This window comes from Microbacterium sp. 1S1 (genome assembly GCF_008271365.1).
GTDB lineage: Bacteria > Actinomycetota > Actinomycetes > Actinomycetales > Microbacteriaceae > Microbacterium.
In genome coordinates this window covers 416,070-433,614 of the sequence record NZ_CP043430.1, presented here as the reverse complement: position 1 = coordinate 433,614, position 17,545 = coordinate 416,070, and the positions used below count along the sequence as shown (strand labels likewise).

At 72.6% G+C, this 17,545-nt stretch carries 15 protein-coding genes; 11 read left to right on the top strand and 4 right to left on the bottom strand.

Going from position 1 to position 17,545, the window contains the following annotated elements:
• Positions 1-20 precede the first annotated feature (20 nt).
• Positions 21-1,205 carry a galactokinase gene (gene galK / locus FY549_RS02280; protein WP_149083644.1) on the bottom strand — a complete coding sequence of 395 codons (1,185 nt, stop codon included), beginning with the start codon at positions 1,203-1,205 and terminating at the stop codon, positions 21-23.
• The gene (gene galT, locus FY549_RS02275) at positions 1,202-2,389 is read right to left on the bottom strand and encodes a galactose-1-phosphate uridylyltransferase (RefSeq protein ID WP_259614157.1); all 1,188 of its coding nucleotides are present in this window, start codon (positions 2,387-2,389) and stop codon (positions 1,202-1,204) included. The genes galK and galT overlap by 4 nt, the downstream gene beginning before the upstream one ends.
• A 106-nt stretch (positions 2,390-2,495) precedes the next feature.
• On the opposite strand from galT, the gene FY549_RS02270 reads away from it, so the two are divergent.
• Complete coding sequence (locus tag FY549_RS02270) at positions 2,496-3,467, top strand: LacI family DNA-binding transcriptional regulator (protein WP_149085953.1); 972 nt, start codon at positions 2,496-2,498, stop codon at positions 3,465-3,467.
• Positions 3,468-3,470: 3 nt separating this feature from the next.
• On the opposite strand, the gene FY549_RS02265 is transcribed toward FY549_RS02270, so the two are convergent.
• Both FY549_RS02265 and FY549_RS02260 read right to left on the bottom strand, forming a co-directional pair.
• Positions 3,471-5,435, bottom strand: a complete 1,965-nt coding sequence (locus FY549_RS02265; RefSeq protein WP_149083642.1) for a DUF2264 domain-containing protein — start codon at positions 5,433-5,435, stop codon at positions 3,471-3,473.
• Positions 5,432-6,445, bottom strand: a complete 1,014-nt coding sequence (locus FY549_RS02260; protein ID WP_149083641.1) for a hydroxyacid dehydrogenase — start codon at positions 6,443-6,445, stop codon at positions 5,432-5,434. The genes FY549_RS02265 and FY549_RS02260 overlap by 4 nt, the downstream gene beginning before the upstream one ends.
• A 131-nt stretch (positions 6,446-6,576) precedes the next feature.
• Between FY549_RS02260 and FY549_RS02255 the strand changes: the two genes are divergently transcribed.
• The 10 genes from FY549_RS02255 to FY549_RS02210 all read left to right on the top strand — a co-directional run bounded on the left by FY549_RS02255 (position 6,577) and on the right by FY549_RS02210 (position 17,462).
• Positions 6,577-7,677 (top strand): substrate-binding domain-containing protein, encoded by a 1,101-nt coding sequence (locus tag FY549_RS02255; protein WP_149083640.1) that lies wholly within the window; start codon positions 6,577-6,579, stop codon positions 7,675-7,677.
• Positions 7,678-7,778: 101 nt separating this feature from the next.
• On the top strand, positions 7,779-8,948 hold the full coding sequence (locus tag FY549_RS02250; protein WP_149085952.1) for a Gfo/Idh/MocA family protein: 1,170 nt from the start codon (positions 7,779-7,781) through the stop codon (positions 8,946-8,948).
• Positions 8,945-10,165, top strand: a complete 1,221-nt coding sequence (locus tag FY549_RS02245; RefSeq protein WP_149083639.1) for a DUF993 family protein — start codon at positions 8,945-8,947, stop codon at positions 10,163-10,165. Before FY549_RS02250 ends, FY549_RS02245 begins: the two co-directional genes overlap by 4 nt.
• Positions 10,162-11,088, top strand: coding sequence for a sugar phosphate isomerase/epimerase family protein (locus tag FY549_RS02240; protein ID WP_149083638.1), 927 nt, complete (start codon positions 10,162-10,164; stop codon positions 11,086-11,088). Before FY549_RS02245 ends, FY549_RS02240 begins: the two co-directional genes overlap by 4 nt.
• A 507-nt stretch (positions 11,089-11,595) precedes the next feature.
• On the top strand, positions 11,596-12,360 hold the full coding sequence (locus FY549_RS02235; protein ID WP_149083637.1) for a sugar phosphate isomerase/epimerase family protein: 765 nt from the start codon (positions 11,596-11,598) through the stop codon (positions 12,358-12,360).
• Between the two features lie 43 nt (positions 12,361-12,403).
• On the top strand, positions 12,404-13,471 hold the full coding sequence (locus FY549_RS02230; protein WP_149083636.1) for a LacI family DNA-binding transcriptional regulator: 1,068 nt from the start codon (positions 12,404-12,406) through the stop codon (positions 13,469-13,471).
• Positions 13,468-14,571, top strand: a complete 1,104-nt coding sequence (locus FY549_RS02225) for a glycerate kinase (protein WP_149083635.1) — start codon at positions 13,468-13,470, stop codon at positions 14,569-14,571. Before FY549_RS02230 ends, FY549_RS02225 begins: the two co-directional genes overlap by 4 nt.
• 141 nt (positions 14,572-14,712) lie before the next feature.
• A complete protein-coding gene (locus FY549_RS02220; protein ID WP_025105461.1) occupies positions 14,713-15,564 on the top strand; it encodes an ABC transporter permease in 852 nt (283 codons plus the stop codon).
• A 30-nt stretch (positions 15,565-15,594) separates the two neighbouring features.
• Positions 15,595-16,632 (top strand): ABC transporter substrate-binding protein, encoded by a 1,038-nt coding sequence (locus FY549_RS02215; protein ID WP_149083634.1) that lies wholly within the window; start codon positions 15,595-15,597, stop codon positions 16,630-16,632.
• An 11-nt stretch (positions 16,633-16,643) separates the two neighbouring features.
• Positions 16,644-17,462: an ABC transporter ATP-binding protein gene (locus FY549_RS02210; protein ID WP_149083633.1), complete on the top strand. Its 819-nt coding sequence runs from the start codon at positions 16,644-16,646 to the stop codon at positions 17,460-17,462.
• Positions 17,463-17,545: the final 83 nt, after the last annotated feature.

Here is a 17,545-nt window from a genome sequence, read left to right as displayed (position 1 = left end):
CGGCTCGACCCACCATTGTGTCAGGCGTCGCGGCGGGGACCGGCGGACGGGCCGACCTCGAACAGGTGCGGGGTGACGAAGCCCTCGGCGGCGAACCGTGCCCGCACGGCGGCCTCGAGGTGGGGCACGGCGTCGCGGTCGACGAGGGCGATCGCGGCACCGCCGAAGCCGCCGCCGGTCATGCGGGCGCCCACCGCTCCGGAGGTGAGGGCCGTCTCCACCGCCGCGTCGAGCTCGGGAGTGGAGATCTCGAAGTCGTCGCGCATCGACGCATGGGAGGCCAGGAGAAGGTCGCCGATGGCCCGGGCGCCCGCGGTACGCAGCGTCGCGACGGTGTCCTGCACGCGCTGGTTCTCGGTGACGATGTGCCGCACGCGGCGGAAGGTCACCTCGTCCATGAGGCTCTCGGCTCTGCCCAGGTCGGACACGGAGACATCGCGCAGCGCCGGCACCCCGAGGATCTCGGCTCCGCGCTCGCATGCCTCCCGGCGCTCCCGGTAACCGCCGGTCGAATGCGCGTGGGTCACGCTGGTGTCCATCACGAGCACCGCGAGACCGGCGTCGGCCATGCCCAGCGGCACGACCTCGGTGGTGAGGGAGCGGCAGTCGAGGAAGATCGCGGCGTCGCGCTCGCCGAGCATCGAGGCCATCTGGTCCATGATCCCGGTGGGAGCGCCCACGGCCTCGTTCTCGGCCGTCCGCCCGACGCGGGCGAGGGTCACGGCGTCGAGACCGGTGCCCCACAGGTCGTCCAGTGCAGTCGCCGTGGCACCCTCGATCGCCGCGGACGACGACAGTCCGGCACCGACAGGGACGTCGGAGGCGATCGCGATGTCCAGGCCGAAGGCCTCCGTTGCAGGGGCGGCCGCGCGGAGTGCCCAGGCGACGCCGAGGGGATAGGCGGCCCACTCCGGCACCGCAGGCGTCGTGCCGGTCGGCGTCGGGAAGAGGCGATCGAGCTCGTCGAGGCCGACCTCCACGGGCTCGGCGGCGAAGGTCGATGCGACGCGGAGCCGACGGTCGGTCCGGCGGCCGACCGCGGCGACCGTGCGTTGCGGGATCGCGAACGGGAGCACGAACCCGTCGTTGTAGTCGGTGTGCTCTCCGATGAGGTTCACCCGGCCGGGTGCCGACCAGACGCCTTCCGGGGCGCGGTCGGCGAACGTGGTGAAGAGCGCCGTGGCGGCGTCGTGCGCGCGGGTCACGCGGAGGCCTCCTCGTCGGCGCGGGCCATGGCGTCGCGGAGTCGGGCGGCCCCCTGCTCGGGCGAGACCTCGGCGGCCCACGCCCACATCGCCGCCTCGGAGCCGGCGAGGAACTTGAGCTTGTCGGCCGCGCGCCGCGGGCTCGTGAGCTGCAGGTGCAGCCGCACGGTGTCCCGGCCGGTGTGGACGGGGGCCTGGTGCCAAGCGGCGATGTACGGGGTGGGGCTGCCGTACAGCGCGTCGACGCCCCGCAGCAGCCGGAGGTAGAGCGGGGCGAGTTCGTCGCGCTCGGCCGCGGTCGTCTCCGCAAGGTCCGGCACGTGCCGGTGCGGCATGAGATGTACCTCGAGTGGCCACCGCGCGGCGAAGGGGACGAACGCGGTCCAGTGCTCGCCGCGGAACACCACGCGTTCGGAGGCCTGCTCCTCCGCCAGGATGCGGCTGAAGAGGTCGGGGCCGGTGCGTTCGACGGCGTCCAGCACCCGCGACGTGCGGGGCGTCACGTACGGGTAGGCGTAGATCTGTCCGTGCGGGTGCGGGAGGGTGACGCCGATCGCCTCACCGCGGTTCTCGAAGGGGAAGACCTGCTGGATGCCCGGGAGAGTGGAGAGGGCCGCCGTGCGGTCGGCCCACGCCTCGATGACGGTGCGGGCGCGGGTGACGGACTGCGTGCCGAAGGAGCCGGAATGCTCGGGGCTGAAGCACACGACCTCGCAGCGCCCGATGGCCGTACGCGTGCGTCCGAACCCGAGGGCGGCGAGGTCGTCCAAGCCCTGCGGCGGGTTCGCCGCGGCGGGCGCGCCCCCGACCGTCTCGGCGAGGGCGGGCCCGAACGCGGGGGAGCGGTTCTCGAACACGGCGACGTCGTACCGCGACGGCACCTCGGACGGGTTCCCCGGCGTCTGCGGTGCGAGCGGGTCGGCGTCGGCTCCCGGCATCATGACGCGGTTCTGGCGGTTGGCGGCGACCGTGATCCAGTCGCCCGTGAGCACGTCCAGCCGCATGGTGGCCGTCTCGGGCCGCGGGGCGAGGAGGCGGGCGTCGACCGACCGCTTCGGGCCGAGAGTCGTATCCGGATCGTCGTAGTAGAGGAGCTCGCGGCCGTCCGCGAGGGTGGTCGCGCGCTTGACGACACCGGCGCCGAGGTGCTCCGTGCGGATCTCAGGAGAAGCGGGCGTGTTCACGTCAACATGATAGGTCGACAGCCGTGATAACGTCAACACGACGGAGTTGTGAACGGAGGATCCGGTGGTCAGGAAGCCCGCGACGCCTGCATCCGCCCGCGTGTCCATGGCGACCGTGGCGGCGCGGGCCGGCGTCTCGGGGCAGACGGTCTCCCGCGTCGTCAACGGCAGCCCGCGGGTCGACCCCGCCACGCGCGCCCGGGTCGAAGCCGCCATGGCCGAGCTGGGATACCGGCCGCATCGTGCCGCGCGCGCCCTGCGCACCGGCCGGAGCCACACCCTCGGGCTCGTCGTGACCACGCTTGCCACGGTCGGCAACTCCCGCATGCTGCAGGCCGCGGCAGAGGCGGCGGCGGAGCGGGGGTACGCGCTCACCGTCGTCACCGCGGCGGACGGGGTGGACAGCGCGTTCGCCCGTCTCGCGGACCAGGGCGTCGACGGCGCCCTGGTGCTGAACGAGGCCTCGGCGCTGGTCCCCTCCGCGACCCCGCCCCTGGGGCTGCGCCTCGTCATCGTCGACGCCCCGGAGGGCGCGGGTGCCGCGGTGGTGCACAGCGATCACGCCGCCGGAGCCGCAGCCGCCACGCGCCACCTGCTCTCTCTCGGCCACGAGACCGTCCATCATCTCGCGGGTCCCGCCGACTCCTTCGCGGCGGCGGAGCGTGAGCGCGGCTGGCGGACAGCCCTGGCGGACGCCGGCCTCGTGCCGCCGGAGATCGTCCGCGGGGACTGGACGGCGGATTCGGGCTTCGCCGCAGGCACCGCACTGCGAGGGGCGAGCGCGGTGTTCTGCGCGAACGACCAGATGGCGCTCGGGCTGTTGCGGGCAGTGGCGGAGTCCGGGCGCGCCGTCCCCGGCGATGTCAGCGTGGTGGGGTTCGACGACGTGCCGGAGGCGGCGAACTTCCTCCCTCCGCTGACAACGGTTCGGCAGGACTTCACGACGCTCGCCCACCGCGCGGTCACGGCCCTCGTCGCGGCCGTCGAGAGCGCGAGCGCGGACGCTCCGGCCGGATCCGCACCCGCCGTGATCGTGCCGACTCACCTCGTGGAGCGGTCGAGCACCGCACGACGCTGACCTTCAGCCCGGCGGCAGGAGGTCGTCGAGGGGGAGGGCGGTCGTGGAGCCATCCGGCCACGTCACGTCGCCCTTCCCTCCGCGAACCGTGACCCTCGGGACCTCGGCGGCGGAGCCGAGGAGCACTCCGGCCACCGCCCACGTGTCGGGGGCGAGGGGAGCCGAGAGCCAGGGCGTGCCCGTCTCCGCGGCAAGAGGCGTGACGTTCCTTTCCCGCCGGACCCCCGCAGTCGCCTCGTCCCACCCGTGCAACCCGAGGACCCGGCTCTGGGTCTCCCCACCGGGGACGAGGGCCGCGGAGAGGTGGGCAGGGCCGACCTCCGCGACCGTGGAGGCGGAGAGCGCCCAGCCACCGACGCGGAGGACGTCTCCGTCGCGGACCGTCGCGTCGGCCCCGGCGATCCGACACGACCGCACCCTCACGAATCGCACCTCCCAGGCGCCGCGGACGGCAGACACGACATCGAGCACCGGTCCGACCGCGGTCACGACGGGCGTGCCGCCTCCCCCGACGTCGAACTCCTCGACGAAGCGACGGTGCCAGTGCACGGGTCCGGAGGAGGCGCCGATCCCCGTGCCGTCCATCTCGCGCAGGGCTCCGGTCGTGAAGCCGGACCGGTGGCTCGCACGTCCGTCGCGCACCACGGCGACCGTGCCGTCGAGGGGATCGCGCACACCGGGGCCCGCGAGTACCGGCGCCGTCGCCGTGGAGTACCCGAGCCGGGCGTAGAGCGGGGCGTCCGGCTGCACGGTGCCGGCGGTCCCGTGATCGGTGCCGTGATTGACCACCCGCACGATGCCGTCCCGGGTGCCCGCCGCCACCCACCCCGGGGCGACCAGGACGCGGGTGAAGGGGCCGCGCTCGACCGGCAGCGGCTGCTCGACGGCCGTCCAGAATGCGTGGCCAGGGGGAAGGGCGAGGGGGAGGAGCCCCTTCCCCGCCCAGTACGGAGAGCCGGGTCCGGAGTAGTCCTGGGCGAGCGGCCGCCACGGGCCGAACCAGCCGAGCGGGAGCACCCCCGACGCCTCGGGCGCGCCACGGTCGGTGAAGTGGCGGACCTGTCCGCTCACGGAGCGTCGGAGGAGGCCGGGGTCGTGCCGGGAGCCGCCGACGAACGCAGCGACGGCGGCCGCGCCTGCGGTGGCGAAGCGGTAGGTGAGGCTGCGGCCCTGGACCAGGGGGCCGCCGTCGGCACCGACGAGGTGGAGGGCGTCATCCAGGAACGCGTCCAACCGCGAGCGATATCGCGCGATGCGTTGCGCATGGCGTGGTTCCGCGCCCACCATGTCCGCCCAGAGCAGCGGATAGAAGGAGAGGGCCCAGCCGGCGTAGTGGTCGAAGGAGCGCGCGGCGCCGTCCGCACTCCAGCCGCCCTCCCGTTCCAAACCGTCGAGCAGCGCCAGGTCGGCGGCCCGATCCGCGGCGGAGAACGGGCCGCCCACGTTCTCGAGGAACTGCTCGACCAGCAGCCGGAACCACGCCCAGTTGTTGGAAGGGCGGGAGCCGCCGACGAATCCGGCCAGGTAGTCGACGGTGTGCGCCCGTGCGGTGTCGTCCAGGCGCGCCCACACGGCGTCGCGCGTGAGATGCAGGCCGAGGGAGAGAGCGGCGGCCTCCACCTTCGCCTGATCGACCTCGTCGGGACGCGGCCACCGCTCCGCGCCGTCCGGATCGACGCCCGCCGCGAGTCCCCGCGCGTACCGGTCGGCCAACGGCTCCGTGCCGGCCGGGTCGCCGGCGATGCGGAACGCCGCGAGGAGGAACGTGCGGCTGAACCCCTCGAGCGCGTCGACCTCCGGTCCGAAGCCGCCGGGAGCACCGGGGTACCGGATGCCCGCGCCGGTCGGGCTCGCGTGCCGGGCGGCGCCGTCGAGGATCGTGTCGGCCACCCTCGTCAGGTGTGCGCGCGTCCATCCGGTGTACGGGGAGAGGGTGCGGTCTTCGGGAGGGAGTGAAAGCCGGGTCATGCGCTGTGGGTGAGGTCTGCGCGGCGCACGGGGTGCGCGGCGGAGCGGCCCTGGGCCCAGGCCTCCAGCTCGTCGAGAGCGGCGTCGGCGAGTCGGCGTGCTTCGGTGCCGAGGGAACCGGCCAGATGCGGCGTGACCGCGACGTTGGGCAGGCGCAGCAGCGGGGAGTCGCGGGGGAGCGGCTCCGGTTCGGTGACATCGAGGATCGCGTCGAGCCGACCGGCCGCGCATTCGGCGAGCAGAGCCGGATGGTCGACGAGCGATCCACGGGCGGTGTTGATGACGGTCGCGCCGTCACGCAGGGCGGCGAGCTGCGGGGTGCCGATCATCCGGCTGGTGGACGGCAGGGCGGGCGCGTGCAGGGAGAGCACGTCGACGGCCGGGAGCAGCGACTCGAGGGGGACGAGCCGCGCACCCGCCGCGGCCACCTCATCCGGATCGGCGAACGGGTCGGCCACGAGCACCTCCAGCCCGGGGAAGGGTCGCAGCAGCTCGACGACGCGGCGGCCGATGCGCGAGAAGCCGACGATGCCGACGGTGCGGTCGAGGTTGCCGATGCGCCCCCCGGCACGTGGCGCCACCCGGAGATCGTGCTGGGCGTCGTCCGTGCGGATCCGGTGGAGCGCCCTCTTGCCGGAGAGCAGGATCATCGCGAGCGTGTACTCCGCCACCGGAACCGCGTTCGCCTCGGCCGCCGTGGTGAGCAGGATGTCACGCTCCCAGAACGCCTCCGAGACGAGCCCGCGCACGCTTCCCGCCCCATGGAACACCGCGCGCAGCCGGGGGAGCCGGGCGAGCAGCGCCTCGTCCAGGACCGGAGCGCCCCACCCCGTCACCAGGACCTCCAGTCGCGAGAGGCGGTCATCGAGGGCGGGGTCGTCGAGGGCCGGGAGATGCAGCGGGCCCTCGGAGGTGGTGAGGTCACGCAGGCGTTCGCGGCGGGGCTCGTCGAACAGGAGGTCCCAGGCGTCGAGGGAGGACGTCGCGAGGGCGGTCGGTCGGTGGGGCATGGGTCTCCGTGGGCGTCGGTATGCGCTTGCCGAACAGCGCGGTTCCAGTGAAGACTGTGCGTTCCAGCGTTGGCAACGTAATCAAACAGGAAACATCCTGATCGAACAGACTCGAACAAGGAGCGCTCGCCATGTCGGACCATCACGCGACCCCGCGCTTCGGCCTGTCCCGTCGCGAACGCATCCTGGACGAGCTCCGCAGGACGGGAGCGGTGCGGGTCGCCGATCTCGCCAGGGGGTTCGGGGTCGCGGAGCTCACGATCCGGCGCGACATCACGGCCCTCGCCGACCGCGGGCTCCTCACTCGGGTGCACGGCGGAGCCATCCTGCGCAGCGCTCTGGACACCACGGTGCCACGCGCGGTCGGGGTCGCGCCCGAGTTCCGGGTCGGGATGGTCGTGCCGTCCCTGAACTACTACTGGCCCCAGGTGGTCGCCGGCGCCCGGAGCGCCGGCGTCGAGGCCGGGGTGCAGGTCGTCCTCCGCGGGGCGAGCTACGCGGCGGCGGACCAGCGGCGTCAGATCGCGGCGCTCCTGGAGTCCGGCACGGTGCATGGGCTTATCGTGGCCCCGGAGACGCAGGGCGCGGACGGACACGGCCTGCTCGCCTGGCTGGACACCCTGCCGGTGCCGGTGGTGCTCGCGGAGCGGCGGACGCCGCCCGCCCTCGCCCTCACCCGGATGCAGACGGTGGCGACCGACCACGCGTTCGGGGGCGCGCTGGCCGCGGGGCATCTCGCCACCCTCGGCCACCGGAGAGTCGGCATCCTCACGTCTCCGCAGTCGCCGACGTCGGCCGGGCTGCGCCAGGGGTGGTCCCGTGCGGTCGGAGAGCTCGGTCTCGCGGTGGGCGTGGATCGTGACGCGGCACTGGACAGGATGGAGGGCCGGGAGCGCGCGGCATTCGTCTCGGCGCTGCTCGCCGAGATCCGCGACACCGGAACGACCGCGTTGCTCGTGCACTCGGATCCGCAGGCGCTCCTGCTCCAGCAGCACCTTCAGGACGAAGGGTGGCGGCTGCCCGACGACCTCTCGCTGATCGCGTACGACGACGAGGTCGCGGAGCACGGCTCCCCGCCGCTCACGGCCCTGCGACCGCCGAAGCAGCACGTCGGGCGTCGTGCGGTGGAGCTCCTCCGTGATCGGCTGCGCGAGGGGGTGTCCCGCCCCGCGGAGCGCGTGGAGGTGGCCCCGGCGCTGCACATGCGGGCCAGCACGGCGGCTCCCCGCTAGCGGCGGTTGCGAGGCCGCTCGTCTCGTGCCATGATCTCGGAAAGCGCTTACCGATGACGACTGTCAGCGCCGACAGCTCCCACCGAGAGGAACGGACCGAGATGGCACAGGCCACCACCCGCGAGATCGGGATCATCATGAACGGCGTCTCCGGACGCATGGGATACCGACAGCACCTGGTGCGATCGATCCTCGCGATCCGCGACGAGGGCGGGATCGAGCTCGCCGACGGCACGCGCGTGACCGTGAAGCCGATCCTCGTCGGCCGCAGCGAGACCAAGCTCGCCGAGCTCGCCGCGAAACACGGCATCGCCGACTGGACGACCGACCTCGACGCCGCCCTCGCCGATCCGCAGTGGGAGATCTACGCCGACTTCCTCGTCACCAAGGCCCGCGCCTCCGCGATCCGGAAGGCCATCGCCGCCGGCAAGGCGATCTACACCGAGAAGCCCACCGCGGAGTCGCTCGACGAGGCGCTGGAGCTGGCGCGGCTGGCGCGCGACGCGGGCGTGAAGACCGGCGTGGTCCACGACAAGCTCTACCTCCCGGGACTGCAGAAGCTCAAGCGCCTGATCGACTCGGGATTCTTCGGCCGCATCCTGTCCGTCCGCGGCGAGTTCGGGTACTGGGTGTTCGAGGGTGACTGGCAGCCTGCGCAGCGCCCGAGCTGGAACTACCGCGCGGAGGACGGCGGCGGCATCATCACCGACATGTTCCCGCACTGGAACTACGTGCTGGAGAACCTCTTCGGCGAGGTCAAGAGCGTCTACGCACAGGCTGCCGTGCACATCGCCGACCGCTGGGACGAGAAGGGGGACCACTACACCGCCACCGCAGAGGACGCCGCGTACGGCATCTTCGAGCTCGACGGCGGGGCGATCGCGGAGATCAACTCCTCGTGGACGGTGCGGGTCAACCGGGACGAGCTCGTCGAGTTCCAGGTCGACGGGACGCACGGCTCCGCGGTCGTGGGCTTGTTCGGCGCCAAGATCCAGCCCCGCAACGCCACGCCCAAGCCCGTGTGGAACCCGGACCTGGAGGACAGCCACGACTACGACGCCGACTGGCAGCAGGTGCCGACGAACGACGTGTTCCAGAACGGCTTCCGGCAGCAGTGGGAGGAGTACCTCACCTCGTTCGTCCTCGGCACCGACTACCCGTTCGACCTGCTCGCCGGCGCGCGCGGCGTCCAGTTCGCCGAGGCCGGGCTCGCCTCCAGCGCCGAGGGCCGGAAGATCGTGCTCGAACCGCTGACGCTGGACCAGGCATGACCACCCTCCGCCTGCTCGCCGACGACGGCGCCACCTCCGATGTCGAGCTCCGCGAAGCCGGCGCCGTCACACGGCCGGGCGGTCCGCTGCGCAGTCGCGTGGCCTACGCGGCCGCCCACGTCGTGCCGAAGGTGCACGCCGACAACACGCCGGGGCGGCCCGCCGACATCGACTGGGAGGCGACCCTGGCCTTCCGCCGCAACGTGTACTCCTGGGGACTCGGCGTGGCCGACGCGATGGACACCGCACAGCGCAACATGGGCCTGGACGCGAAGGCCGTGCGCGAGCTCATCGCCCGCAGCGCCCAGGTCGCCCGCGAGGAAGGTGGCACGGTGGTGGTCGGGGTCAACACCGACCACATCGACGAACCGCACATCTCGCTCGATCAGGTGATTGCCGCCTACCTGGAGCAACTGCATTTCGCCGAGGAGCAGGGGGCGGGTCCCGTGCTCATGGCCTCCCGGCACCTGGCCAGGGTGGCGGAGAGCGCCGACGACTACCGCCGCGTCTACCGCGAGGTGCTCTCCCGCGCATCGGCCCCCGTCGTCCTGCACTGGCTCGGTACCGCGTTCGACCCGGAGCTGGCGGGGTACTTCGCGCCGTCGTCCTCCGGGGGAAGCGGGGCGCCAGGGTGGCAGGACGCCGCCGAGGTGCTGCTCGACATCATCGGCGAGAACCGCGACGCGGTCGCCGGGGTGAAGATGAGCCTGCTCGACGCGGAATCCGAGGTCTGGGTTCGCGAGCGCCTGCCGGAGGGCGTGCGCATGTTTACCGGTGACGACTTCCACTACGTGGGCCTGATCGGCGGCGACAGCCTGAGGGGCACCGGGCCGTCGGACGGTGCTCCGTCGCGGGGGCACTCCGACGCGCTGCTCGGCGCCTTCGCCGCGCTCGCCCCCGTGGCCTCCGCCGCGATCCAGGCGCTCGATGCCGACGACCCCGACCGCTATCTCGAGCTTCTCGGCCCGACCGAGGAGCTCAGCCGGCAGGTGTTCGCGGCGCCGACCTTCTACTACAAGACAGGAGTGGCCTTCCTGTCATGGCTCAACGGCCATCAGCCGGCGTTCCAGATGGTGGGGGGTCTGCACTCCGCCCGGAGCCTGCCGCACCTCAGTCGCATCGTCGAGTTGGCGAACGGATCCCTCGCCCTGGAGCGACCCGAACTCGCGCGGGAGCGCTGGCACGGCCTGCTCCGTCTGAACGGAGTGGACGCATGACGGCCTCCCGAGGGCTCGCGACCGCATTCGATGCCCGGACCGTCGGCGCGAGCGCTGACCCGCCCGTGCCGCATCCGCGCCTCTCGATCAACCAGGCCACCGTCAAGCGCGCCGACCTCGCGACGGCCCTGCACGTGACGGCCGCGGCGGGGGTCGAGGCCATCGGTCTGTGGCGGGAGCCCGTTCACGCAGTGGGGCTCGACGTCGCCGCCCGCATGCTCGCCGATTCGGGCCTCCGCTTCACGACACACTGCCGCGGCGGCTTCTTCACCCTTCCGGCCGGTCCGGAGCGGGACGCCGCCCTCGACGACAACCGCCGGGCGATCGAGGAGACCGCGACGCTCGCATCTGCCGCGGCCGAGGGCTCCACGGCCGTGCTCGTCCTCGTCGCCGGGGGGCTCCCCGCGGGGTCACGCGACCTCGTCGGTGCCAGGGAGCGGGTGCGCGACGCGGTCGGTGCGCTGGCGGACGACGCCCGAGCTGCGGGGGTCACCCTCGCGATCGAGCCGCTGCATCCGATGTACGCCTCGGACCGCGCCGTGGTCTCGACCCTCGGTCAGGCGCTCGACATCGCGGCGGACTTCGACCCCGCCGTGGTGGGAGCAGCGGTCGACACGTTCCACATCTGGTGGGACCCGCAGGTGCTCGACCAGATCGCACGTGCCGGACGCGAAGGCCGCATCGCGACGTATCAGGTGTGCGACTGGAAGACGCCCCTTGCGGCGGATCCCCTTCTCTCGCGGCACTATCCGGGGGACGGAGTGATCGACTTCGGCACGCTGACCCGCGCGGTGCAGGACACCGGCTACGACCGCGACATCGAGGTGGAGATCTTCCATGCCGATGTCTGGGCGGACGACCCCGCCCGTGTGGTCCGCCGCACCGCGGAGGCCTTCGCGACGGCGGTCGCCCCCCACCTGTGAGTCGCGGTGACCCCGTCCCGTCCCGGTCCCGCCCCGGTTCCGTCCCGGTTCCGTCCCGTCCCGGTTCCGTCCCGTCCCGGTTCCGTCCCGTCCCGGTTCCGTCCCGTCCCGGTTCCGCCGAGGTTCCGGATGCACGACCCGTTCACGGATGCACGATCCGTTCCCGGGTATCGGTCGTCCCGACGTGCTCAGGTCGTGCATCCGTCCCCATCTCCGTCGTCGTGTCCCGGTCGTCGTGTGCGGGACCGATCGGACACCTGCACGACGCGGGTCCGTGTGCACGGCCAGACCTGGGTTCCGGTCGTGCAGGCGGGACAGGGTCGTGCAGGTGGTACTCGACACGGGGACGGAAGGGGCCGGGACGGTCCGGCCGAGGAAGCCAAGGAACCCGAGGAACCCGAGGAACCCGGGGAACCCGGGGAACCCGAGGAACCCGACGAGCCCGAGGCATCCGGGGGGACGGGTCGGACCGAGCCCGGGAGACCGGAGGACTGAGAGGATGACGGGATGACGGGGATCCGTGCGGGGCTGTGCTCGGTGACGTTCCGCGCCCTGCCGCCGGAGAGGATCGTGGCGCTCGCGGCCGCCGCGGGTCTCGACGTGATCGAGTGGGGCGGCGATGTGCATGTGCCGCCGGGGGATGTCGACCGCGCGGCGGAGGTCGCCCGGATGACGACGGATGCCGGGCTCGCCGTGGCGTCCTACGGGTCGTACTTCCGCGCGGGTCCGGAGGAGTCACTGACCGCGGTCCTCGACAGCGCCGCGGCCCTCGGTGCCGACCGGGTGCGGGTGTGGGCGGGCGTGCACGGCTCCGCGGAGGGGTCGTCCGCGGAGCGTGCCCGCGTGGTGACCCGGCTCCGTGCGGCGGCGGTCGAGGCGGCGGCTCGAGGCATCGGCATCGCACTGGAGTTCCATGGTGGGACCCTCGCCGACACCGCACCGTCGACACTCGATCTGCTGCACGAGGTCGACCACCCGGCGCTGTCGACGTACTGGCAGCCCACGGTCGGCGCCTCGGTCCCCGCGGTGCTGGACGAGTTCCGGCAGCTCGGGCCCCATGTCTCCGCCGCGCATGTCTTCTCCTGGTGGCCGCGCACGGAGCGCCATCCGCTCCGATCGAGAGCCGCGCTCTGGACCCGGTTCTTCGCGGACGCCGCCGCGACCCCGCGCCCGCCGCGCGACGCCCTGCTGGAGTTCGTCCCCGACGATGACCCGCGGCTCCTCGCCGGCGAAGCCGCCACCCTTCTCGGGTATCTCGGACGGCAGCCGTGAGCGTCGCCCGAAGCGGTCCGGCCTCCGTCGCTAGGCTCGGAGCATGACCTCGTCCGCCACCCCGGCAGAGTCGCCGGCCGCGCGCCGCCCCCGCCACGCCAGGGGACCCGCACCGACCCTGCACGACGTCGCCCTCGAAGCGGGCGTCTCCCTGGCGACCGCCTCCCGCGTGCTGAACGGCTCCGAGCGCAAGGTCGCGGCTCCCTTCCGCGAGCGGGTGGAGGCTGCCGCCGCAGCCCTCGGCTACACCGCGAACGTCTCCGCGCAGGCGACGGCGCGCGGGCGCTCGCCGGTGATCGCGCTCCTCGTCGCCGACATCGCCGACCCGTACTTCGGGCTCATCGCGTCGGGCGTCGCCCGGGGTGCGGACGAGCAGGGACTCGTCGTGACGGTGGCGATCACCGAACGCGACCCGGCGCGGGAGGCGCGGATCGTCCGTGCGCTGCGCGGGCAGCGGCCGCAGGGCCTCATCCTCGCCGCCTCCCGGACGCAGGAGGAAGGCCAGGCGGAGACCGCCCGCGAGCTCGCCGAGTTCACGCGCCTCGGCGGCCGCGTCGTCGCCTTCGGTGCGGATGGCGATGGCGATCGCCGCGTCGAGATCGACAACCGGGCCGGGGCCGCCGCGCTCGGTCGTCGCATGGCGGAGCTCGGGTACCGCTCGGCCGTGCTCCTCGGGGCCGCGGAAGGGGTGCGGACGTCGGATGACCGGCTGGCCGGTTTCCGTGCCGGGTTCGCGGAGGGCGGCGGAGAGATCGCGCAGACCGTCCGCGGAGACTTCCGCCGCGAATCCGGAGTGGCGGCGATGGCCGAAGCCCTCGCCACCGGTGTCCCCGACGGCACCGTGGTGTTCGGCATCAGCGATGTCGTCGCGATCGGTGCGATGGCGGCCATCCGCGCGGCGGGCCGTCAGGTCGGCGCGGACATCGCGGTCTGCGGCTTCGACGACGTGCCCTCGAGCCGCGACGTGACCCCGGCGCTCACCACGGTGTGCGTCCCGCTGAGCGACGCCGGCTACCACGCCTTCCGTGCGATCGTCGACGAGGACTGGCAGCAACCGACGCTCCCGCTCGAGGTGGTCGTGCGTGCGAGCACGCCGGGGCTCCGGGCATGACTCGCGTCGTCATCGCTCCAGACAGCTTCAAGGGCACGATCACGGCGGCGGACGCCGCAGCGGCGCTCGCGGCCGGGTGGACCGAGGTGGACCCGGTGGCGGAGATCGTGCTCCGCCCGATGGCCGACGGCGGAGAGGGAACTGTCGCCGCCTTCGCCACGGCGGTGCCCGACGCGCGACGGATGCCCATCACGGTCGACGGTCCGGCGGGCGTTCCCGTCGAGACCTCGTGGCTGCTGCTGCCGAGCACGACGGATGCCCCGGGCGGCACGGGGGTCGTCGACATCGCCTCGACCTCGGGGATCGAGCTCCTCGACGATCTGCGCCCCTGGGACGCCGACACCACGGGCTTCGGGCAGGCGATCGCCGCGGCCCTCGATCACGGGGTCTCGCGCCTGATCCTCGGCATCGGCTCCAGCGCCTCCACCGACGGGGGCACCGGGATGCTCACCGCCCTCGGGGCACGCTTCCTCGACGCGGGCGGAGATCCGGTCGCGCGGGGCGCGCGCGGTCTGGCGGACATCGTCACGGCGGAGCTCGGGGTGTTGCGGACGGCGCCCGACGTCCGCGTACTCACCGATGTCACGAACCCGCTCACCGGGCCGCGTGGCGCGGCGGCCGTGTTCGGCCCGCAGAAGGGGCTCACGGCACCGGAGGACATCGCCCGCGTGGACGACGCACTCGCGCATCTCGCCGCCCTCTTGCCCGTCGACCCGGAGCTGCCCGGCGTGGGTGCCGCCGGCGGGACGGGAGCAGCGCTCGTCCGCTGGGGCGGGGTCCTCGCTCCGGGGGCGGCAGAGGTGGCCGCGCTCATCGACCTCGCGGGGGCTGTTCGGGACGCCGACGTCGTGATCACGGGCGAGGGGTCCTACGACGGACAGTCGGGCGACGGGAAGGTCCCGTCGTTCCTTGCCGCGCTCGCCGTCGAGGCCGGGGTGCAGCCCCTGCTCGCGGCCGGCCGGATCGCGGACGACGCCGACACCGCCCTGTTCGCGAAGGCCGTGTCCCTGACCGTGCTGGCGGGGTCGCCGACGGCCGCGCTCTCGGACCCCGCCCGATGGTTGCGGGCCGCCGGCGCGGAGCTGGCCCGGGCACAGTGATCGGTACGGAAGTCGGGCGTTCATCGCCGATCGCGGCGCGGGCACACCCATCCGTTGACACGGCAGAACGGTCGGCATAGACTCGCAGCACCGCTCGGGAATGCGCTTTCCCGAATCCTTCACGAAGATGTCGAGGACCCCATGTCGTCTGCCCCCTCCGCGACCATGACCCTGGCCCTGGCCGCCGATCGCCCCGAGCCTCCCGGTATCGTCCGGTGGTGGAGCCGTCACTGGCATCCCCTCGTCTTCGTCCTCGCGGTCCTCGCACTCTGGTGGGTGTCCACGAGCCTCGGCTGGGTACCCGCGTTCATCATCCCGTCGCCCGCCGACACCTGGGCCGCCTTCACCGACAACGCCGCCTACCTCGCGCAGAACACCTGGGTCACCACGTACGAGACCGTCATCGGCTTCGTCATCGCGGTCGTCGTCGGCGTCCTCGTCGCCGTGCTCATGGTGTACTCGCGGGGCCTCGAGCAGACGCTGTACCCGGTCATCCTCTTCGCCCAGGTCATCCCGAAGATCGCGATCGCGCCGCTGTTCGTGGTGTGGCTCGGGTTCGGGGCCGAGCCGAAGATCCTCGTGGCCGTGCTCATGGCGTTCTTCCCGGTCGTCATCTCGGGCCTCGCGGGCCTGCGCACCGTCGACCCGGAGATCCTTCAGCTCGCGTCGACCATGGGGGCGAGCCGATTCAAGACGTTCCTGAAGGTGCGGCTGCCCGCGGCCCTTCCGGAGCTGCTCTCCGGCCTCAAGGTCGCCGCGACACTCGCCGTCACCGGTGCGGTCGTGGGTGAGTTCGTCGGCGCGAACGAGGGCCTCGGTTACGTGATCCTTCAGGCCAACGGCAACCTCGACACCGCGATGCTCTTCGCTGCGCTCATCATCATGTCGCTGCTCGGCGTGATCCTCTTCGGCATCATCCAGATCGCCGAGCGCTTCCTCATCCCGTGGCACGCCTCCAAGCGCGACGTCGCGGCGGCCACCGTCCGACTCTGAACCCCTCGTCCCCCACGAAAGAAGGCACTGATGAAGAAGTCAGGCACCATCCTCAGCTCGATCGCCCTCGCATCCGTCGCAGCGCTCGCCCTCTCCGGCTGCGGAGGGTCGACGGCACCGGCGAGCTCCGGCGGCGACGCGAAGGGCGGCGAGCTCACGCCCGTCACCCTCATGCTCAACTGGTACCCGTACGGTGAGCACGCGGCGTTCTACTACGGCGTCGACCAGGGCATCTTCGAGGAGCACGGCATCGATCTCACGATCAAGGCCGGCCAGGGCTCGACCAAGACCGCGCAGGCCGTGGGGCAGGGACAGGTCGACTTCGGCTGGGCGGACACCCCGGCCGTCCTCGCGAACATCGACAAGGGCGTCGGCATCAAGAGCGTCGGTGTCTTCCTGCAGACCACGCCGTCGGCCGTGCAGGTCTTCGCCGACTCGGGCATCTCCAGCCCGGAGGACCTCAAGGGCAAGACCATCGCCGTCTCCGCGGGCGACGCTCCGACCACGACCTTCCCGATGTACCTCGAGGCCGTGGGCCTGGAGGAGGGCGACGTGACGCAGCAGAACCTCGACGCGGCCGGGAAGATCGCCGCGATGCTCTCGGGCAAGGTCGACGGGCTGATCGGCTTCGCGCATGACCAGGGGCCGACGATCGCCGACAAGAGCGGCAAGGACGTCGAGTACCTGCGCTACTCCGACGCCGGCCTGAACTTCTTCAGCAACGGCCTCATCGCCCCGACGGACACCATCGAGGGCGACCCGGAGCTGGTCGAGGCACTGGTCGCCGCGACCTCCGAGGCCTTCGAGGCGGCGCAGGAGGACCCCGAGGCCGCCGTGGCCGCGATGGAGGGCAAGGACCCGCAGATGCCGTCGCAGGAGGTGCTGCTCCACCAGTGGGAGGAGACCATCGAACTGCTCCACACCGACGCCACCGAAGGACAGGCGCCCGGCGCCAACGCCGCCGAGGACTGGGAGTCCACGCTGGAGGTGCTGTCCGAGGCCGGGCTCATCTCGGGCGACGGTGACGTGGACACCTACTTCGACGACTCGTTCACGCCCGGGAAGTGAGACCGATCGTCATGGACACTCACGTTCAGCAGGAGCGCGACATTGCGGTCACGAGCACCGCCCCGGCGCTCGAGGTCACGGATCTCGCGATCACCTTCGCCTCCAAGCGACGCCAGGTCACGGCCCTCGAGGGCGTCGACCTGCGCGTCGAAGAGGGAGAGTTCCTGTCCATCGCCGGCCCCTCCGGCTGCGGCAAGTCGACCCTTCTGAAGGCCGTGGCCGGGCTCACCGCTCCGAGCCGCGGGAGCATCCGTCTTCGCGGCGACGAGGTGCGCGGTCCGCGGCAGGACATCGGCTACGTGTTCCAGCGAGCGGCGCTTCTGGAGTGGCGGAGCGTCCGCGGCAACATCCTCCTTCAGGCCGAGATGCGCGGCATGGACATGCGCAAGGCTCAGGCCCGCGCCGACGAGCTCATAGAGATGACCGGTCTCACGGGCTTCGAGAAGTCGCTGCCGCATGAGCTCTCCGGCGGGATGCAGCAGCGGGTATCGCTGTGCCGGGCGCTGCTGCACGAGCCGCGGGTGCTGCTCATGGACGAGCCGTTCGGCGCGCTCGACGCCCTCACGCGCGAGCGCATGAACGTCGAGCTGAACCGGATCTGGAGCGCCACCGGCACGACCGTGCTCCTCGTGACGCACTCGGTCGCCGAGGCGGTCTATCTCGCCAGCCGCGTGATCGTGATGGGACCGCGCCCCGGACGGATCCTGGAGGAGCACCGCGTCGACCTCCCGGCCCGCCGCGGCTATGCCGAGGTGCTGGAGACGGAGGAGTTCCACCGCGTCTCCAGCCGTGTCCGCGAGCTCCTCGGCTCCTCCACCGACGCCGACTGACCCCCGTCCCCGCCCCCGCCCCCCGTCCCCCGCCCGTCCTCCCGCCCGTCCCCGCTTGCGGGATCAAAAACGGACCCCTGAGG

Coding starts and splice junctions, on each gene's coding strand:
- FY549_RS02270 (WP_149085953.1), top strand. CDS start 2,496: ATGGCGACCGTGGCGGCGCGGGCCGGCGTCTCGGGGCAGACGGTCTCC.
- FY549_RS02265 (WP_149083642.1), bottom strand. CDS start 5,435: ATGACCCGGCTTTCACTCCCTCCCGAAGACCGCACCCTCTCCCCGTAC.
- FY549_RS02260 (WP_149083641.1), bottom strand. CDS start 6,445: ATGCCCCACCGACCGACCGCCCTCGCGACGTCCTCCCTCGACGCCTGG.
- FY549_RS02255 (WP_149083640.1), top strand. CDS start 6,577: ATGTCGGACCATCACGCGACCCCGCGCTTCGGCCTGTCCCGTCGCGAA.
- FY549_RS02250 (WP_149085952.1), top strand. CDS start 7,779: ATGGCACAGGCCACCACCCGCGAGATCGGGATCATCATGAACGGCGTC.
- FY549_RS02245 (WP_149083639.1), top strand. CDS start 8,945: ATGACCACCCTCCGCCTGCTCGCCGACGACGGCGCCACCTCCGATGTC.
- FY549_RS02240 (WP_149083638.1), top strand. CDS start 10,162: ATGACGGCCTCCCGAGGGCTCGCGACCGCATTCGATGCCCGGACCGTC.
- FY549_RS02235 (WP_149083637.1), top strand. CDS start 11,596: ATGACGGGGATCCGTGCGGGGCTGTGCTCGGTGACGTTCCGCGCCCTG.
- FY549_RS02230 (WP_149083636.1), top strand. CDS start 12,404: ATGACCTCGTCCGCCACCCCGGCAGAGTCGCCGGCCGCGCGCCGCCCC.
- FY549_RS02225 (WP_149083635.1), top strand. CDS start 13,468: ATGACTCGCGTCGTCATCGCTCCAGACAGCTTCAAGGGCACGATCACG.
- FY549_RS02220 (WP_025105461.1), top strand. CDS start 14,713: ATGTCGTCTGCCCCCTCCGCGACCATGACCCTGGCCCTGGCCGCCGAT.
- FY549_RS02215 (WP_149083634.1), top strand. CDS start 15,595: ATGAAGAAGTCAGGCACCATCCTCAGCTCGATCGCCCTCGCATCCGTC.
- FY549_RS02210 (WP_149083633.1), top strand. CDS start 16,644: ATGGACACTCACGTTCAGCAGGAGCGCGACATTGCGGTCACGAGCACC.